At 50.8% G+C, this 19,023-nt stretch carries 16 protein-coding genes; 4 read left to right on the top strand and 12 right to left on the bottom strand.

Going from position 1 to position 19,023, the window contains the following annotated elements; all coding sequences use genetic code 11:
* Positions 1-153: 153 nt before the first annotated feature.
* Both SHK35_RS04005 and SHK35_RS04000 read right to left on the bottom strand, forming a co-directional pair.
* Positions 154-582 (bottom strand): DUF6442 family protein, encoded by a 429-nt coding sequence (locus SHK35_RS04005; RefSeq protein ID WP_318702519.1) that lies wholly within the window; start codon positions 580-582, stop codon positions 154-156.
* Positions 579-782: a helix-turn-helix transcriptional regulator gene (locus SHK35_RS04000; RefSeq protein WP_318702520.1), complete on the bottom strand. Its 204-nt coding sequence runs from the start codon at positions 780-782 to the stop codon at positions 579-581. The genes SHK35_RS04005 and SHK35_RS04000 overlap by 4 nt, the downstream gene beginning before the upstream one ends.
* 356 nt (positions 783-1,138) lie before the next feature.
* On the opposite strand from SHK35_RS04000, the gene SHK35_RS03995 reads away from it, so the two are divergent.
* Complete coding sequence (locus SHK35_RS03995; protein ID WP_318702693.1) at positions 1,139-2,593, top strand: ArnT family glycosyltransferase; 1,455 nt, start codon at positions 1,139-1,141, stop codon at positions 2,591-2,593.
* A gap of 91 nt (positions 2,594-2,684) precedes the next feature.
* Here the strand turns inward: SHK35_RS03995 and SHK35_RS03990 are convergent, their stop codons facing one another.
* From SHK35_RS03990 to gap, 7 genes are all read right to left on the bottom strand, one after another.
* Complete coding sequence (locus SHK35_RS03990; RefSeq protein ID WP_318708696.1) at positions 2,685-5,342, bottom strand: ABC transporter permease; 2,658 nt, start codon at positions 5,340-5,342, stop codon at positions 2,685-2,687.
* A gap of 12 nt (positions 5,343-5,354) precedes the next feature.
* Positions 5,355-6,023 carry an ABC transporter ATP-binding protein gene (locus tag SHK35_RS03985; RefSeq protein ID WP_318702522.1) on the bottom strand — a complete coding sequence of 223 codons (669 nt, stop codon included), beginning with the start codon at positions 6,021-6,023 and terminating at the stop codon, positions 5,355-5,357.
* A 112-nt stretch (positions 6,024-6,135) separates the two neighbouring features.
* A complete protein-coding gene (locus SHK35_RS03980; protein ID WP_318708695.1) occupies positions 6,136-7,062 on the bottom strand; it encodes a sensor histidine kinase in 927 nt (308 codons plus the stop codon).
* Entirely contained in the window at positions 7,059-7,724 is a 666-nt protein-coding gene (locus SHK35_RS03975; protein WP_318708693.1) for a response regulator transcription factor, read from the bottom strand. Before SHK35_RS03975 ends, SHK35_RS03980 begins: the two co-directional genes overlap by 4 nt.
* A gap of 125 nt (positions 7,725-7,849) precedes the next feature.
* Positions 7,850-8,602 (bottom strand): triose-phosphate isomerase, encoded by a 753-nt coding sequence (gene tpiA, locus SHK35_RS03970; RefSeq protein ID WP_318702526.1) that lies wholly within the window; start codon positions 8,600-8,602, stop codon positions 7,850-7,852.
* A gap of 15 nt (positions 8,603-8,617) precedes the next feature.
* Entirely contained in the window at positions 8,618-9,844 is a 1,227-nt protein-coding gene (locus SHK35_RS03965; protein ID WP_318702527.1) for a phosphoglycerate kinase, read from the bottom strand.
* Positions 9,845-9,926: 82 nt separating this feature from the next.
* On the bottom strand, positions 9,927-10,940 hold the full coding sequence (gene gap / locus SHK35_RS03960; protein WP_318708692.1) for a type I glyceraldehyde-3-phosphate dehydrogenase: 1,014 nt from the start codon (positions 10,938-10,940) through the stop codon (positions 9,927-9,929).
* 278 nt (positions 10,941-11,218) lie between these two features.
* On the opposite strand from gap, the gene SHK35_RS03955 reads away from it, so the two are divergent.
* Positions 11,219-12,037 (top strand): histidinol-phosphatase HisJ family protein, encoded by an 819-nt coding sequence (locus tag SHK35_RS03955; RefSeq protein ID WP_318708691.1) that lies wholly within the window; start codon positions 11,219-11,221, stop codon positions 12,035-12,037.
* Here SHK35_RS03955 and SHK35_RS03950 read toward each other — a convergent pair.
* Positions 12,024-12,527, bottom strand: a complete 504-nt coding sequence (locus SHK35_RS03950; protein WP_318708690.1) for a S24/S26 family peptidase — start codon at positions 12,525-12,527, stop codon at positions 12,024-12,026. The two genes, SHK35_RS03955 and SHK35_RS03950, sit on opposite strands and share 14 nt — an antisense overlap.
* Positions 12,528-12,653: 126 nt before the next feature.
* On the opposite strand from SHK35_RS03950, the gene SHK35_RS03945 reads away from it, so the two are divergent.
* Both SHK35_RS03945 and SHK35_RS03940 read left to right on the top strand, forming a co-directional pair.
* Entirely contained in the window at positions 12,654-13,820 is a 1,167-nt protein-coding gene (locus SHK35_RS03945) for a PqqD family protein (protein ID WP_318708688.1), read from the top strand.
* Between the two features lie 49 nt (positions 13,821-13,869).
* A complete protein-coding gene (locus tag SHK35_RS03940; RefSeq protein ID WP_318708685.1) occupies positions 13,870-15,639 on the top strand; it encodes an ABC transporter ATP-binding protein in 1,770 nt (589 codons plus the stop codon).
* A 129-nt stretch (positions 15,640-15,768) separates the two neighbouring features.
* Here SHK35_RS03940 and SHK35_RS03935 read toward each other — a convergent pair whose 3' ends face one another.
* Positions 15,769-16,173 (bottom strand): hypothetical protein, encoded by a 405-nt coding sequence (locus SHK35_RS03935; protein ID WP_318708684.1) that lies wholly within the window; start codon positions 16,171-16,173, stop codon positions 15,769-15,771.
* A gap of 81 nt (positions 16,174-16,254) precedes the next feature.
* Positions 16,255-19,011 (bottom strand): nucleotidyltransferase family protein, encoded by a 2,757-nt coding sequence (locus SHK35_RS03930; protein ID WP_318708683.1) that lies wholly within the window; start codon positions 19,009-19,011, stop codon positions 16,255-16,257.
* Positions 19,012-19,023: the final 12 nt, after the last annotated feature.

Raw genomic sequence — 19,023 nt, 5'->3', positions numbered from 1 at the left:
GTTGTGAGAAAAAAATCCGCTTGTTTGAGCGCAGCGAGTTCGGATTTTTTGGAACGCATTTAGCAAATTTGTCGATTTCTGGAGCAACTTGACTCCGAAGCCGCAAACAATTCTGACGATTTTTGACTGGGAGACCTTTTGACCCCAACATCTTTACATTTCTTTATCATACTTAAGACGATAATAAATTGCACATCCATGTACAAATAAATAAGCGAAAACCAAAAGCAGAATGGGCACAATATCCACTCCCATAAGGGCAAAGGAAACCATCAATGCCCCAAATACAAATGTCATGATGTCATAAGCCTTTGCTTTGGCGCTGTTGGAAATTGCTATATTCCGCTCGTCATTTTGTTCAATTTCCATCTGCTTTTGTACGCTGGGATCGCTTTTGACAGCCTTGTCTGCAATCAGACTGCCCATTCCATGTCCGAAAATACCGCATCCAAACCCGATACAGACATATGGCAGCGCAGTCAGAAGCTGGCTGGGATTTTCTACACTTTTTAACAAATATAAGCCCGCTGCCACCAGAACGATGCCAATTATGACGATGATATAATTTGTGGATTTCTTCATTTTGCTTCCTCCTCGTAAATAAAAATCTCTTCAATGCTTAATCCAAAAAATTTTGCAATTTTGAATGCCAATAAAATAGATGGATTATACCTGCCATTTTCTAATGAACCAATGGTTTGGCGGGAAACTTCAAGTATGGCCGCCAGCTCCTCCTGCTTAATGCCACGCTCCTTTCGCAGCTCTTCTAATCTGTTTTTCATAACGGACCTCCTTTCTATGGAAAGTTTGCTTTACATTTGTAGTATAACTGCAACACGCAGAAATGTCAAGTATACTTTCCATTTTTTTATAGAGTAAAACAGCTTCCTGCGGTTCTAACCCAATGGTCAGCGTTGACATACATATCAGAGCTTGCTAGAATAAAGTTGAATTTACCATAAAACGCTTTATGATTATCCCCTGACAGGGAAATCTATATCAAGAGAGGGGATTTACAAACGTGAAAAGCAAACAACTATATCATATTGCCCTGGGTTTTTTATTTTTGATATTTCTAATCACAAGACTTTGGCGCATTGATATAATTCCCTTTGGACTGCATTACGACGAGGCAGGAATGGCATATGATGCCTGGTGTCTTTCGCAGTACGGAGTAGACAGATATTTAAATTCCTGGCCCTTGTATCTAACAAATTACGGGGGCGGGCAAAGCATATTGTACGCATATCTTTGTGCCGCACTCTTTCGTATATTCGGATACCATTCTTTTCTGGTACGGCTTCCATCAATTCTATTTTCATCATTAACTCTGTTCTTTGGAGTCAAGATTACAGAAAAGCTGTACCCCGGAAAATATATGCCGGCCCTTGCAGCAGGTATACTGCTCACCATTTGCCCAGCCCTTATTCTACAGGGACGCCTTGGCATTGACTGCTATCTGATGCTGGGAGCATCTACCGTTTTTCTGTACCTTTTCCTCTGTGCTGCAGAGACTGGAAAAGTCAGGTACTATATCGGTGCAGGGCTGTCAGGTGGACTGCTGTTGTATACTTATGCCCTGACTTACTTTGTGCTTCCACTGTTTCTGGCAATAAGTCTTTTTTATGTTCTCTGGGTGAAAAGATTTTCCCTTCGTGGCTGGGCTGCCATGGCCGTCCCTATGGCTGTCCTGGCATTTCCTCTGATTCTGATTCAGATTATCAATATATTTGATCTGCCGGAAATGAAGCTTGGATGCTTTACTCTGACCAAACTGAACATGTACAGAGTAAGTGAGTTTACCGGCTTCGACTTTTCCAAATTCCTATCAATGCTCCGGATGGTTTTTATCGGAAATGAGCTTTCCTATACATCGGCTCCGGGCTTCTTCAATTTTTATATTTTATCGATTCCCCTGTTTTTCATCGGATTCTGCAGTCTGCTTTGGAAGGCATGGAGAAGTATTGCGAAAAGGAAGCATGTAGGCAGCATTTATGTGCTCCTATGGTTTTTGATTATTTTTCTTCTCTTTTGTAATCTAAAACCCATCGGCTACCGTATCAGCGGGATTTATTTTGCTGTGGTTGCCATAACAGTCTGCGGCCTGCAGAGTCTGCTTTGCTTTTTAAGCAGAAAAAAAATACTGAAAATCAGTTTATCTGCGGCATTTTCGGCATTCTATCTGGTGGGTTTCGCCCGTTTTGGATTCTACTACTACATGGGCGCTTATACTGCTGAAACCAACCCTCTTACCCATTTCGACATCTTAGTGACCGAGGCAGTAGAATATCTGGAGGCGCACCCGGAGTTTCAGAATCAAGGCACCTATATGGCCGAACCCGTCGTCTATTATATGCTCAGTACACTGGCATCTCCCTATGACGTCCGGTATGATATCCACACACTGGACAGTGATTACTATGTCTGCGGCAGTCTGCCGGAAATACAGGACGGGTACAATTATATTGTGAGAAATCACCTTACCGAATATGCCGAGGAATTGCGCCGCAAAGGTTACACAGAAGTGATATTTACAGGATATTCCTTATTTTACCAGGAAGCTGATCAAAATGGTATTTCCAACGCCGGTTAAACCGGACATCGTACCGTAAAAACGCCCGGACAGCATGAAGCTGTCCGGGCGCAGATTTGGAGCATCCGTATTCAATAAACACTAAGCTGTCTCATTCTTCCCGCAGGCGTTCCACGATGGTGTGTCTGGCCGCCAATCGAACGGTAAGGACAGGGATACCTGCTCCCAGCAGGGCGAATAAGGGAATCACCAGCAGGAAAGGCATCAGGGTCAGCCGATAAGTGAAGAACCAGAACAGCCCTTCCACCGCCCGGAAAGCCACCGGCCCCAGAGCAACGGTCAAAACCAGGGCCAGTACCGCAGCCCCCAGGGCGTACAGCAGCCCCTCCCACACCAGCATGGCCCGCAGCTGTTTTCCCGTCATGCCGATGGACTGAAGTACCGCCATCTCCCGCCGTCTGGCGATAATGCCGGTGAGAACGGCGTTAAAGAAATTCAGTATCCCAACCAGGCCAACGATGAAGCTCAGCGCCCCGCCCAGCAGCAGGAACATGGTGCGCATACTTTCAAATTCTCCGGCGTAGGTAGCTTTACTTTCATAGTCAAGGGCAGGATTCACATTTTCGGTATAGTCGGCCAGAAATTCCTCCATGGCGGCGTTGGCGTCATCGGTGATATCGAAGGCATAGTACATAACGGAATCCGTGCCGGTATCGGCTACAAATGTCTCATCATTGAGAATAAACTCGTCGCTGCCATAGTAACGGTAGGAAAGGGCCGAGGGCACTGTCACCAGGGCAGCCACTTCATACTCTACATCCCGGAATTTCACAGGCCGGGTCACAAAATTTGCTCCCTGGGGCACATCCTCATAGTCTCCGTAGATTTCCCCGGTATCGGGGTCGTAATATTCCAACTCCTCCACATACCGAAGGGTTACCATATCTCCCAATCCGGCCCAGTGAGAGTCCATATCGGCGTTGCCATAGTCGTCCTCGGAGTATACGGCTGCAATGGCGCGGCTGCCCGGTTCATAAAGGGCCGACAAATCCCCTTCCAGCACAGTAAGGTGATCCAAGGCGAAGGGACTCATACCGGAAAGCTGGATACCAGCCGCCAGCAGGCCCTCCTCGTTCCGATCCGTAAGGCGTATCAGGTTATCCAGCTGTTGTGGCGTATAAAAATACTGGTTTAACTGCCGGAAGTAATCCTCCTCCACATACTCCAGCATTTGAGAGGTCTGGCCATACACAACGCCGCTGTCTGTGATGCCTCCCTGGGCCTTTATTTGATCCATTGCCGTCTGCGGCACGCCCATATCAGTGTTGAAGCCTGCGGTAGAGGTCTGAAATTTGGCCGCATCTGCCACAATAAAGTCGCTGGCCGTAAAGCTGGACACATACTTATCCATGTCAAAGCCGCCGGTGAAATTGACGGTCACAGCAAGCAGCACCACCGCCAGGGAAAGAGAAATCACTGTCGCCGTGGTTTTCCCCTTGCTGCGGCCCAGGTTGGCCCAGGCCATGGTAAATGGACTTACCTTTCTGGCCCTGCGGCCTTTGGCACGGTTCTTACTTCCGGCCTCGGTGTAGCGAACCGCCTCCACCGGGGAAACCTTAGCCGCCATCCGCCCCGGCCTGCGGCAGGAAAGCAGCACAGTGAACAGGGCGAACAGGGCTGCAATGATGAAAATCAGGGGGTTCTGGGAGGTAGGCGCTATCACTCCATTGAGCCGTTCCACAATCACCGGCGTCAGCTGCCCTCCCACAAACCAGCCCAGCACCAGGCCTATTGGGATACCGGCAATACTGAGGGCCAGGGCCTGGAGACGGATAATCCGCCGCAGCTGTCTGGGCGTAGTGCCGATCGTTTTTAAGAGGCCATAGAACCGAATGTCCCCGGCCACGGAAATCTGGAATACGTTATAAATGATAAGGTAGCCGGTGAAGATGATAAGGAGCGCCACAGCGACGATGGCGGCAATAGCTGTGGGGTCTGCCGCATCTGAAAGCCGCGCCCCGGTGTAGCCCCAGTTGACACCAATGTCAATGTAGTTGTCTCCCCTTTCCTCATTCTGATAGCCATGGTTTTCCAAAATCTGGTTCAGGTCCTGCTCGATATGCCGGGAGCCGCTTTTCAGCATCACATCCATATTCCAGGCTCCGGTCATGCCGTCAGCAGGATTGTTTGGGTCCACGCCGGTCTCTGCCAGAATCTCATCCACCCGGCTCTCCGGAATGAGAATATGGTTGGCTACGATGGCTTCGTCGTACTCCCACCAGCCGGACAGGGTAAAGGTTTGGGTGGTAGGATTGCCGTCCACATCGAAAGAGATTGTGAACTTGGCCCCGATCTCCGGCTCAATGCCCAACAGCTCCAGCACATGAGTGTCGGTGGCGGCCTGATCAGTGCCCTCCTGGGGCAGGGAGCCCTCCACTGGGTCACAATACTGCCAGTGAGCCTCTGCGGCGTCAGAATAGCTGATCTCCACATGGGATTTATGGAAGGGCGCATCCATAGGCATGCCCAGGAAGCGCCGCACCCCCCATTGGTCGATGAGGGGGTCGTCTTTTAATTCCTCGAACTGCTCTTTGGTCAGATACTTGAACCCGCCGTGGGAGAATCCGCCCACCTGGCGGAAGTTGGACTGCTGAAAGCCCTCATTGATGGAAAGGGCGATGGTGAACAGGCTGGTAAACAGCACTGCCGTCAGGGCGATAGCCGCCACTGCAATCAGATTTCGGGTGCGGCTGGCCTGTAAGCTTTTCAGAGCCAGATGTCTGATACATTTGCCATTTTTCACGTTCATGAGCCCACCTCCTTACCGCGTCACGATCCGGCCGTCCTCGATGCGGACGATTCGGTCTGCCAGCTGGGCAATTTCCTCGTTGTGAGTGATCATCACCATGGTCTGGGCGAATTTCCGTCCTGTGACCTTCATCAGGGACAGCACGTCCTGGCTGGTACAGCTGTCCAGGTTGCCAGTGGGCTCGTCAGCCAGAATAATGGCGGGCTTAGTGGACAGGGCTCTGGCAATGGCCACCCTCTGCTGCTGGCCGCCGGAGAGCTGACTGGGCAGATTGTTCAATTTCTTCTCCAGCCCCAGGGCAGTAATGACCTCCTTTACATAGGCCTCATCCACCTTTCCTCCATCCAGCTGGATGGGAAGAACGATGTTCTCATATACCGTCAGCACCGGCACCAGATTGTAGCTTTGGAACACAAAGCCGATCTTTCTCCGGCGGAAAATGGTCAAAGCCTCATCCTTCAGGGAAAAAATGTCTTTTCCGTCCACGGTGACTAAACCGCTGGTGGGACGATCCAGACCGCCCAGCATATGGAGCAGCGTGGACTTGCCGGAGCCTGAGGTGCCCACGATAGCCACGAATTCTCCGTCCTCCACCCTTAGATTGACTCCATCCAGAGCCTTTACCAGCGTATCCCCGCTGCCATAATATTTTTTCAGATCCTTGGTTTCCAAAATTGTCATAGTAATATTCCTCCTGGAAAAAGTCTGTACTGTCTTTCAACAATACAGACTTTACCAGAACAATCTTTCCAGGCCCTTTCTCAAATCTAACAAAATGGAAAGATTCCTGCCTTCACTTTTCCCCTCCAGCGTCCTGTATTTCTCTTGGCAGATACAAAGAAAAGGTACACCCCTCCCCGGGTCTTGATGTCACCTTAATATAACCACCCTGCTTGGTTAATATCTCCCGGGCAAGGTAGAGTCCAAGGCCCAATCCCTGTGCAGTGCAGGCGTCCCTGCCCCGGAAAAAACGGTTAAAGATTTCAGCCTGCTCACTCTCCGGGATGCCCGGGCCGGTATCCGCCACATCCACCCGGCAGAAGGAATCCAGCATCTGGGCGGAGATGATCACTGTTCCACCGGCCGGGGTATACTTCACTGCGTTGTTCACCACATTTCCCAGTGCCTCACCTGTCCAACGGGGATCAAAGGCTGCATCGCCCTGGAATGGCATGACCCTGAGGGTGATCTGCTTGGCTTGCGCCCCACGTTCCTCCTGCTCTGCCGCTCCCTCCAGCAGCGGCCCCACCGGATTATGGGCCGGAAGCGGAGCCACGATGCCAGCTTCCAGTCTGGAGGCTTTCACCAGCCCATGAATCAAAAAGGACAGCTTCTCTCCCTGGGCTGTGATGGCCTGTGTCTGCTCGCGCTGTTTCGGGGTCAGATCACTCTCGGAAAGCAGGGAGGCATACAAAAGCAGGTTCGAGATAGGGGTGCGGGTCTGGTGGGAAGTATCAGCGATGAGGGTTTTTACCGCCGCCTGTTCCCCTTCCACTGCCTTTCTGGCGGCAGCAGAGCCTCGCAGGAACCTGGCCAGCCTGCTCTCTAAGGCGGACATCTCTGTCTCATCGAACCTGTCCTCAACAAAACCGCCGGCAATGGCACTGTCCAGCATCTGGTTCAGCTGCTGTATCATGCGCCGTCTGGCCACCCACTGCCAGATTCCAAAGGCCATGCAGGCGGCAGCCAAGGCGGTCAGGCCCCAGGTCAGGGCGGTCATTTCCCCACCTCCCAGGCATAGCCCACCCCATACACCGTCTTAATAGGTGCCTCTCCCAGCTTGGCACGCAGCCTGCGCACCGCCACGGACAAGGCGTTCTCATCCACAAACTCGCCCCCGTCCCACACCCGCTCCAGCAGCAGATCACGGGGCAGGGTGCGGCCCCGGTTTTCCACCAGCAGACGCAGCAGCCGCTGCTCCGTTTTGGACAATTCAATGGGCGTTCCATCCTTGGAAAATTCCAGGCGGGAGAAGTCAAAGACAAAGCCGTCCAGCTCCACCCTCTCAGACTGCACCGGGCCTGACCGCCGCAGCTGAGCGTTCACCCTTGCCCGGAGCACTGCCAGGGAAAAAGGCTTGGTGATGTAGTCGTCCGCTCCCGCCTCTAAACCTGTGACTTCGTCCAGCTCCAGATCGTTGGCGGTGAGCAGAATGACAGGCGTTTGGTTTCCTTCCTTCCGCAATGACTGCAGCAGCTCCAATCCGCTGCCATCCGGCAGATTAATGTCCAGTATTAACAATTCAAATCGCTGTTTTAACAAGAGGTCCGCCGCCTGGCGCAGCGTACCGCAGCAGGTAACTGTACAATCCGGCGTTTCAAGGGCCATGCCAATTCCCCGCCCCAAAGCCTCATCATCCTCTAAAAGCAATATCTGATTCAACTGTGCCCCTCCTTGCTTACCCTGCCGTTCACCGGCTTTTTTCGTCTTTTGCCAGCATAATTTATGAAGAGGACATTTCTCAGCTTTCCTCCTGAAAAATGTCCTCTTCCTATGAATTCTTTTGCTTATTTATTATAGCACACGATCTTGCCGAAATCCGGCTTCAAGGACGCGCCGCCTACCAGTCCGCCGTCAATGTCCGGCTGTGCAAACAGCTCCGGCGCGCTGGAAGCAGATACGGAACCGCCGTACTGAATCCGGATTGCCTCCGCCGTTTCTGCATCGTAAATTTCAGCGATACAGTCGCGGATTGCCTTGCATACCTCCTGAGCCTGCTTTGTAGTTGCAACCTTGCCTGTACCGATAGCCCAGATAGGCTCATAAGCGATCACGGCTGACGCCGCCTGACTGGCCGTCACATTTAAAAACGCAATCTTAATCTGCTGACGGATAAAGTCAATGGTAACCCCCTGTTCCCTCTGGGTCAGGGTCTCACCACAGCAGATAATTGGCGTTATGCCGTGCTCAAAGGCTTTTAAAACCTTCTTGTTTACAGTTTCATCGGTTTCTGCGAAATATTCTCTTCTCTCAGAGTGGCCGATGATCACATATTTTACGCCCGCGTCTGTGAGCATTTCAGGAGAAATCTCCCCGGTAAAGGCTCCCTTCTCCTCAAAATACATATTCTCCGCGCCAATCACAATGTTGGTGCCCTTGGCTGCCTCTATGGCCGGAATAATGTCAATGGCCGGTACGCAGAAAACTACATCCACATCCTCATTCACCACCAGGGGCTTTAAGGTGTTGATCAGCTCCACCGCCTGGCTGGGTGTCATATTCATCTTCCAGTTGCCGGCAATAATCTTTTTTCTTGCCATTTGATTATCCTCCGCTCACTCTTTGTCATCCGCTGCTGCCACGCCGGGAAGCTCCTTGCCCTCCAGGAATTCCAGGGAAGCGCCGCCGCCGGTGGAAATATGGCTCATCTTGTCGCCAAATCCCAGCTGATTTACTGCCGCCGCAGAATCACCGCCGCCGATGATCGTGGTTGCGTCTGTCTCTGCAAGGGCTTTTGCAACGGCGATGGTTCCCGCTGCCAGAGTAGGATTCTCAAATACACCCATAGGTCCGTTCCATACAACGGTCTTTGCAGATTTCACTGCATCTGCAAACAGCTGGCAGGTCTTAGGTCCGATATCAAGTCCCTCCATATCGGAAGGAATCTTGTCAGAATCCACATAGGATACCTCCACCGGACCGTCGATAGGATTGGGGAAATCTGCCGCAATGGTGGTATCAACCGGAAGCAGCAGGGTTTTGCCCAGCTTCTTAGCCTTATCCATCATTTCCTTGCAGTAGCCGATCTTCTCATCATCCACCAGAGATTTGCCCACCTCATATCCCTGTGCCTTTAAGAAGGTATAAGCCATGCCTCCGCCGATGATCAGGGTATCGCATTTCTCCAGCAGATTGGAGATTACATTCAGCTTGTCAGCCACCTTTGCACCGCCTAAAATTGCAACAAAAGGTCTCACGGGATTCTCAACCGCATTGCCCAGGAAATTGATCTCCTTCTGCATTAAGTAACCCACTACATTCTCGCCGCCCTTTGCGGAGATGAATTTGGTCACGCCTGCAACGGAAGCATGCGCTCTGTGGGAAGAGCCAAATGCGTCGCAAACATAAATATCAGCCAGGTCAGCCAGCTCCTTGCTGAACTGCTCGCCGTTCTTGGTCTCCTCAGCTCCACGGAAGCGGGTATTCTGCAGAAGAACCACATCCCCTTCTTTCATTGCCTCCACAGCCTTGGCAGCGGCCTCGCCGGTTACGTTGTAATCCGATACAAACACAACCTCCTTGCCCAGCTTTTCGGAAAGTCTTTTTGCAACAGGCGCCAGAGACTCTCCTTCGTTGGGGCCATTCTTCACCTTGCCCAGATGAGAGCAGAGAATCACCTTGCCGCCGTCGTTAATCAATTTCTGAATGGTGGGCAGCGCCGCCACAATACGGGTGTCATCGGTGATCTCCCCGTTCTTTAAAGGAACGTTAAAGTCACATCTCACCAGCACTCTTTTTCCCTTTGCGTTAATGTCGTCAACTGATTTCTTATTTAAGCCCATTTCCTTTACCTCCAAATATTAAGGGTCCGGCCCTTTAAGACCGGACCCTGATAGGTCTTGCTTATTTTTCTGTAAAAACAGCTTAGTTCAGCTCGCTGAAATACTTGATGGTACGAACCATCTGAGAGGTGTAGCTGTTCTCATTGTCATACCAGGAAACAACCTGTACCTGGGTATTGCCGTCCTCCATGGGAGCAACCATGGTCTGGGTAGCGTCAAAGATAGAGCCGTAGGTGCTTCCGATAATATCGGAGGATACGATCTCATCGGTATTGTATGCGAAGGACTCTGTAGCAGCAGCCTTCATAGCCTCATTGATCTCTTCCTTGGTAACAGCGCCCTTTACAACTGCCACCAGAATCGTGGTGGAGCCTGTAGGGGTAGGAACACGCTGTGCGGAGCCGATCAGCTTGCCGTTGAGCTCAGGGATAACAAGGCCGATTGCCTTAGCTGCACCTGTGGAGTTAGGAACGATGTTGCATGCGCCTGCACGGCTTCTTCTCAAATCGCCCTTTCTCTGAGGTCCGTCCAGAGTCATCTGATCGCCGGTGTAAGCGTGAACGGTGGTCATGATACCGCTCATGATAGGTCTGCAGTCGTTCAGTGCCTTAGCCATGGGAGCCAGGCAGTTGGTGGTACAGGAAGCTGCGGAGATCACGGTATCCTCCGGCTTTAAGGTGGTATGGTTTACGTTATATACGATGGTAGGAAGGTCATTGCCGGCGGGAGCAGAGATAACAACCTTGCGGGCGCCTGCAGTGATATGTGCGGATGCCTTCTCCTTGGAGGTATAGAAGCCTGTACACTCCAGAACAACATCAACCTTCAGCTCTCCCCAGGGAAGCTTGCTTGCATCAGCCTCTTTATAAATCGTGATGGTCTTGCCGTTAACGGTGATGCAGTCCTCGCCTGCCTCTACGGTGCTTGCATATTTGTAAACACCCTGGGAAGAATCGTACTTCAACAGATGTGCAAGCATCTTAGGGCTTGTCAGATCGTTGATCGCTACCACTTCATATCCCTCCGCATCAAACATCTGTCTGAATGCCAGACGACCAATACGGCCAAAACCATTAATTGCTACTCTTACTGCCATTTTAGTTTCCTCCTAAAATATTAATTTTATATCTTTTGACGATCCTTAAGCCCTGGCACCGGCGGAAAAACCGCGGGAAAACCCTGTCAGATTGTCAAAATTTTATCAGCAAATCCATTTTACCTAATTCCCATGGAGAATTCAAGATGTAAATAAAAAATAATTACCGGTTTTGGGTAAATTTTACACTTTGTTTAGATTTCATATGGCTTTTCACCGGATTTTTGATATACTGTGGATGTACGCTTTTAAAAGTTTTTACAGGAAAGGAAAAAATTATGCCCATTACGTCTGATTTTCATCTGCACTCCTCCTTTTCCGGGGATTCCTCCACTCCCATGGAGGAAATGATCCTGAGAGGAATTTCCCTGGGACTTACGGAAATCTGCTTTACGGAGCACAATGATTTCGAATATCCGCCCTCCCCCGATGGAGACGGCTCCCAGTTTTTATTAAACACCGACGCCTATCTCTATGACCTGATCCGGTATCGGGAAAAATATGCTGACAAAATCAAGGTTCTCTTTGGCGTAGAGCTGGGCCTGCAGCCGCAGCTTATGCGGCAGGACGCCGTATATGCAAAGTCCTATGATTTCGACTTTATCATCGGCTCCTCCCACTTGTGCCACGGGAGAGACCCCTACTTCCCTTCTTTTTTTGAAGGGCGCACGCAGGAGGAAGCCTATCTGGAATATTTTGAATCCATTCTGGAAAATATTAGGAAGCACTCTAATTTTGACGTGTACGGCCATCTGGATTATGTGGTCCGCTACGGCCCAAACAAGGATCAGGGCTATTCTTACGCCGGATACAGGGAAGTGCTCGATCAGATTCTGGAAGCGTTAATCGAGGGCGGAAAGGGGCTTGAGGTAAATACAGGGGGGCTAAAGAGAGGACTTTCCGATCTTCATCCCTGTACGGATATCCTGAAGCGCTACAGACAGCTTGGCGGAGAAATCGTCACCGTCGGGTCCGATGCCCACAACGCGCAGAGCATGGCTGCCGACTTCGACCGGGCGGGAAAAGTGCTGCTGGATTGCGGTTTTCGGTATTACACCATCTTTGAAAAACGCACTCCCGAATTTAGGAGGATCTAATTTTTCGTATTTTCGCCAAAACGCCCCAGAAAAAGGGGCGGATTGGGCGGAAAAAAAGCCATATCCCGGCAGACAGTCTGTAAATGGGGTTTTTCACAGAAAACCGGTGTCCTCTGCGGATTACCTCTTTTAGAATGCCTTTGATCTGTCCCCCTGAAAGAGGCCCTTCTATTTCCTTTTGATTATCTCCCAGCATATAAAATTCATTGCCCCTCCGCTTCCAGATGCGATGCAGCACCAGTCTGCCGCTTTCCCTCCGGTAAAGGGCTACATCCCCTCTTTTGAGCTTCGCTATGTCCGGGGGGCCGATCACCGCCTCATCCCTTTCCGGCACAAAAAGGGGATACATGCTGAAGCCCTTTGGGTGAATCCTGATCAGGTTCCCTTCCTCCAGCAGTTTTTCGATATCCGCCTTCGCCCCCCGCTCCTTTTCTTTCCGTTCCATGTGTCTTTGCCCTATGTCCCTTTTTTCTGCATTCTTCTGCTCCATGCCCATTTGCTCCCCTTCCGATCCTTCCCCTGTTTCCGCCCTTTATCATGCCTGCTTGTATGAAGTATTATAGCATTTTTACTTCAGGAATGCTATAATGCCCTTATACTGAAATCGGAGGAAAAAATGAAGCGAAGCAAGGACTATATGTTATGCCATATATCGGGAATCCCCTATCTTCTCCCCTTCGGGCAGGGAATTGCCGATCACAGGCGGGGAATCAAAATCAACGAAACCGGCGTCTATCTCTGGGAGCTTTTAAAGCAGGACTGTACGGAAGATATGCTGGTTTCCAAATGTGCCTCTCATTTCCATGCAGACAGCGCCCTGCTGCCGGGGCTTCGAAAAGACATCCAACAATTTTTGAATATCCTGCAGGCCCATGGGATTATAGAATCCTCACAGGCAAGACCGGACAGCCCCGTCTCCTTTTACAGGCAGATCAAAATCGGAGGCCTTATATTGGAATTAAGGGGTCCTGCCGGTGCATTTTCAGATTTTTTTCTCCCCTTTGCCGTACAAAAATGCGAAAATGTGCACCAAAGGATAAGGGTGCTGTGCCGCATGCCTGCAAAGCATCCAAACGGCGCCGTGCTTCTGCGAAGCAGTGATCTGGTGGTTATGGAGGGGGAGGCAGAATATATCTTCCTGTTCCCCGCTCTTCGTCATATTTGGGAAGCGAGAATAACAAGGGACGGCTCTTTGATGACCTTTTACTGCCGTCCGCCCTTTACGGATGCCTTTCGGGAAAATCTGTTTCACGCCATCCGGCTGGGCTTTTTGTATCTTTCCCAAAGGCATCACATGGCGGTGATTCATTCCGCTTCTTTGCTCTACCAGGGCAGGGCATGGCTCTTTGCCGCTCCCTCTGGAACGGGCAAATCCACACATACCGGGCTTTGGAACCAAGTCCTTCAGGCTCCCCTCATCAACGGGGATTTAAATCTTCTTGCCATGGATGGGGAAACCCCCTTCGTTCATGGGCTTCCCTGGTGCGGGACCTCCGGAATCAGCAATACGGGCTCCTACCCCTTAGGAGGCATTATCCTCCTCAGACAGGCGGAAAAAAATTATATAGAAGCCCTCAGTGAGGATCAGAAACAGCTTCTTGTGATGCAGCGGTTCATATCGCCGGCCTGGAACAAAAAGCAGCAGGAGGCTAATCTATCCTTCGCGGGCAGGCTGCTGCCCCATATTTTCATCTGCAGACTGCACTGTACAAAGGAGGTCTCCGCCGTTTATGTGATCAAACAGGCCATCGACAGCTATTTGGAAATGCAGATTGAAAATTAAAATTCCCTTCTGATTACAAAGCCGTCCGCGCGGCAGAATGAGAGAAAAAATGTTTGAAAAGATAAAGCATATCAAAAAGAGGATACAGGAAGGCCTGCTGAAGGATATGTGGCGGCAGACAAAATGGATTTACCGGTACGCCAGACGTTATTGGGGGGCCATGATTTTTTATACATTTCTGGGTCTTACGGGCACACTGGTTTCCCTGGGCTCCAGCCTTATCTCCAAAAATCTGGTGGACATTATCACCGGCCGTCAGACCGGTGAGCTGCTTAAAACCTTTTGTCTGATGATCGGCTTTGGCATGGGCAGCGCCCTGATGAATCAGCTCTGCAATTATGCCTCCTCCTGGATCAGCATGAAGGTGGACACGGAAATCAAGGCGGATATTTTTTCAAAAATGCTGGTAGTGGATCTGGAATCCATAGCCCATTACCACACCGGCGATCTTTTGACCCGCTGGAGCCAGGATACCTCCAATATAGCTTCTGGGGTGTTAAATTTTCTCCCAAATCTGATCATTTACCTGTTCCGGTTTATCAGCGCCTTTGCCATTGTTGTCTACCACGACGCCTCCTTCGCCTTCTTTGCCCTGCTTGGCATCCCCTTTGGCGCCGCCGTGTCCCGCAGGCTGTTAAAACGCATGACAGACAATAACCAAAAGAGCGCGGCCATGAATGCAAAAATGTCGGGATTCAACCAGGAATCCTTTGCCAATCTGCGCACCATCAAGGCCTTTGACATGGTTCCTCTGTATGTGAAACGGCTAAAGGATCTGCAGACAGAATATATCTCCATGAAAATGGATTTTCAGAAAATGTCCCTCTTTACCTCTCTTTTGATGACGGCGGTGGGACTGCTCGTGTCCTACAGCTCCTACGGCTGGGGCATTTACCGGGTCTGGAGCGGCGCCATCAGCTACGGAACCATGACGCTGTTTCTATCCATGTCCGGGACCCTGACCGGTGCCTTAAACAACTTAATTTCCCTGGTTCCCACCTCCATCTCCCTGACCACCTCTGCAGGAAGGCTCATGGATATTTTGAATATGCCAAAAGAGGATTACAGTCATACTGAGGAAACCTCTCTGTTTTTAAAGCAATACGGCGCAGAGGGCTTTTCCATCCATTTCAGCCACCTGACCTACTCCTACCGGCAGGGCGTAAATGTATTGGAGGATGCTTCCTTTACTGCCCGTCCCCACCAGATTGCGGCCCTGGTGGGGCCCTCCGGGGAAGGGAAAACCACAATGCTTCATCTGATGCTTGCGCTGCTTCGCCCGGTATCGGGAGAAGCCCTTCTGCTTGCAGGCAGTGGGGAATCCGGGGTTTCTCTGCCCCTGTCTCCCTCCACCCGCAGGCTCTTCTCCTATGTGCCCCAGGGAAACACTATGTTTTCCGGCACCATAGCAGAAAATCTGCGCAATGTAAAGCCCCAGGCCACGGATGAGGAAATCATTGCCGCCCTGGAGGCGGCATGTGCCTGGGAATTTGTAGAAGCGCTTCCGGAAGGCATCCACAGCTATATCAGAGAGCGGGGAGGAGGCTTTTCTGAGGGTCAGGCCCAGCGGCTTGCCATTGCCCGGGCGCTGTTGTGCCATGCCCCTATTCTTTTGCTGGACGAGGCCACCTCTGCCCTGGATACCGCTGTTGAAAAAAGAATTCTTCAGAATATTGCAAGGGATGCTTATCCCCGCACCTGTATCGTGACAACCCACAGACCCAGTGTGCTTGCCATCTGCGATGCTGTATACGCCATTCGTGACAAGCGCTGCGTACTGCTTGACCAGGAAGAAATACAGGCTCTTTCCGGCCTCTGACAATGCCAGCCTCTGGGTCAGAAAATGCAGTGGGCAACGTGCGCCGCCAGGCATACGCATAACGGGGGAACGGCCAAAGCCAGCCGTTCCCCCGTCTGTTTTCATGTATGTCAATGCCTGTCATGTCTGTCAATGCTGCCCGCAGTCATAATTACAGCTCAGCTGTGCACCTGTAATGGCAAGACCGGAATCCGCCTGCACCACCACATCTCCCAGCCCTACATTATCCTGGGCATTGTTGTGATAACCGTAAGAAATGGAAATGGCGCTGGTGCCGTCTCCTCCGGCCAGACTTCCGCCCGATGACACATAGGTCACCGGCTGATTGAAGGACAATGTCAGCACCTGCGCGCCGCTGTGATGTCCATCTGACGCATTATGGGCTCCCACTACCTGAATCCGGTAATCGCCCCGTCCCATCTGCGGTGTCTGCGTAATCACGGCATTTACCGTATAGCAATCACCACTGGCCAGATACACGCCCTCGCTGACTTCATCCACAATTTCCACTACAGGCATTTCATATTTTTCCATCAACCAATACCTCCCACACCTTTACAGTCTTCATAATCTACTTAATATAATACACTAGTCAATCAATATATGTCAATCACTTTACTTTTTCCACAGCCTCAAGCCTGCCATCAGACGGCTTCTCTGCCTTGCCTTCTTCAGGATGGACCAGCCGGACACCCTGCGTATTCTGCGGTTATTGAGCAGAAAACGCGCAAGCGTCACTGTCCAGAGGGCAGGCCAGATGAAAAACACGCTTCCCGCTCTTGGAAAATTCAGCCGCATCTGATGGTGAAATTCTCTGGCAAAGCCTCTAAGTCCCGCCTCCCTGAGCGCCACCATACGATCCGCAGCGGATTTTCCGAATTCCTCCGCCTCCAGAATCTCTTCCATGAATTCCCTTTCACAGCCCTCTTTCGGAAGTTCCATCCACTCCACCCTTTCTCTGGCAAGTCCCAGATAGGCGCAGCATGCCAGGGTCACCGTATCAGAAAAGCCCTTCAGTCCGCTTTCCTTCACCAGGCAAAGGTATTGCTCTTTCTGGGTTTGGGATACGCACCTTCCCCAAAACACCGTCCAATCGCACAAAAGCTTTAACCCAAAGCCCGCCCTCAGAAAATGCTGCAGCATATGAAGCAGCAGCTCATAAGCATGAAAGGCATCCTCCAAAACAGGAAGCTCTACTCCCATAAGCTCCTTTCTGTACACATGCTCTCCACATTCACGGAGCTTTTCCTCCAGATATCTGTTGATGCGCTCATGATCAAAGGGCTCGGCCAGCATGGTGTGCAGCTCTATTTCGATTCCCTCTTTGGAGGAAAACACCACATGGTGCAAGGCAGTCTGCTTTTCTTTTACCCAAAAGCCTTTTTTCTTCAGCACGGCGCATGCCCGGGCAAGCTCGTTTGGACAAAGCAGCAGCAGATCCACATCCCCGGACTTTCTAAGCTCCGGCTCCGGATAAAAGGAAGCCGTGGCCGCTCCCTTTAACAGCACCGTCCGTATTCCCTCCTTCTCCAGCGTGCCGATCAGATACTTGCTCAGAAAAAGAAGCCGATAGCTTTGCATAACCGTTTTTCTTGCCGCCTCCAGAATTTCTTCCCGCACCACTTCAGGAGCCTGGCCTGTCTGCCCCTTTGCAAGAAACAAAAGGGGAAGCACTCCGTGAAGTCTGGCCGTCTGCAAGAGGCTGCTCCATTGATACTCAGGTCTTTCATCAGTGCTTTCCTCTTCTCCCAGCGCTTCCTTTAACAGGTTCAGAAGACCCGCCTCCTGTGGACCGAAATCCTTCTTTTGTGCAAGAGCGTCTTCCTGGGAAGCCCTTCTTTTCTGCCTCCACCTGCCTGCAAGCATTCGTCCCTTGCGCACCAGCAGCTTAAATTCCGGCCTGCGGCAATAGAGAATCAGATATCCAGAATTCACCAGAAAAACACAGATAAGAAGCCTGCATACAAGAACCATAGAAAGGGGGCCTGTGATCTGGCCGCACAGGCCATCGGCCGCCGCCCCCAGTACAAGGGTCACTGCAGAATACAGCCCGTAGCGCAGAAAATAGGGCTTCGCGGAGGTCTTAAGATGATGCTTGTAAAGCATATAAGGCTCCACCCACAGGGAAGTGGTCACCGTGCTGATCATAGTGCCCATAAAAATCCCGGCAGTTCCCATGCTCCTTCCCAAAATAACGGAGGCTGCCAGATTGATCGCCGCTTCCGCAAGGGATTTATACCTGTCATACCGGAAAAGTCCTATGGAATCCCGGAATACAAGGCAGGCCTGACGCATTCCCGTCAGGTAAAAATTAAGGCAGAGAATCAACGTCACCTCTCTTGGAAACACATATTGTTCTCCAAAGCTCAGCGCCACAAAAGGATCTATAAGCTCATACAGGCACACAGCCGCCAGCCCAAACACCCATTGTCCTGCAAAAAAGGCGGCCTCAAAAATCCGCCTGACCCGGTCTGTGCTTTCCTCCACTCCGAGATTGCCCACACTGGCGGTAATTCCCTGGAACATCTGGTTTAACACCTGGCGCACAGAGCCAATGATCAGATAGTAATTGGAATAGCAGCTTACGCTGGCAATCCCCACCATGGAGGACAAAAGCAGATTGTCCGTATTGTTCACAATCACATTGCCCACCTTGTGCATCAGCATGGCGCGGACATCTCTGTATATCCCCTTTCTCTCCTGCCTGGGAAGCCTCTGTACATTCTTCTGGCGCAGATAGGGATACATTTTATCCGCCTTTCTGGAAATACAGAAATTATTTCCCAAAGTGCACAAAATCAAAATACTTACAAACAGGATAAAGTTTCCTGTAAGCAGAAGCGCCGCTATCTGCAGCGCGTTTTGCAGCAGCAAAAAGCCGGTCTGATACAAAACGCCTATATAGCTTTGCTGATGCGCGTCGATCAGGGTTTTTTTGTATACCAGCAGATAGGACAGCACGGAATTTAACAGGTACATCAGATAAATAAACGTAATATGCTCAATGCCTGCCCCATCCTTGATCAGCACATCCAAAAAAGGCAGCACCATAAGTCCACAGACAAGCACAATGGCCGCCACCACACGATAAAAGGTTCGATACATGCGCATCAGAGATTTCTGGCGCTCCAGATCCTCCTCGGCAATAGGCCTGTACAGGGCACAGGTGATGGCCGTTCCCACTCCAAGCTCCGAAAGGGACAATATGTTTAAAATATCCGTAAACAGCCCGTTGATTCCCACATAGCTTTCACTGAGCGTATGGGTAAATACCACTCTGGTTAAAAAGCCTGCCAAAATAGCTATGATTCTCGCCACAATAGCCACAGTGGTATTGCGCGCCGAGTATTCCGTCCTGCTTTTCTTCGTCACAACGCTTCCTCC

It is taken from the genome of Candidatus Acetatifactor stercoripullorum (assembly GCF_944382095.1).
Lineage (GTDB): Bacteria > Bacillota > Clostridia > Lachnospirales > Lachnospiraceae > Acetatifactor > Acetatifactor stercoripullorum.
The sequence above is the reverse complement of the archived record's forward strand: the minus strand, read 5'-3'. Positions and strand labels throughout refer to the sequence as shown.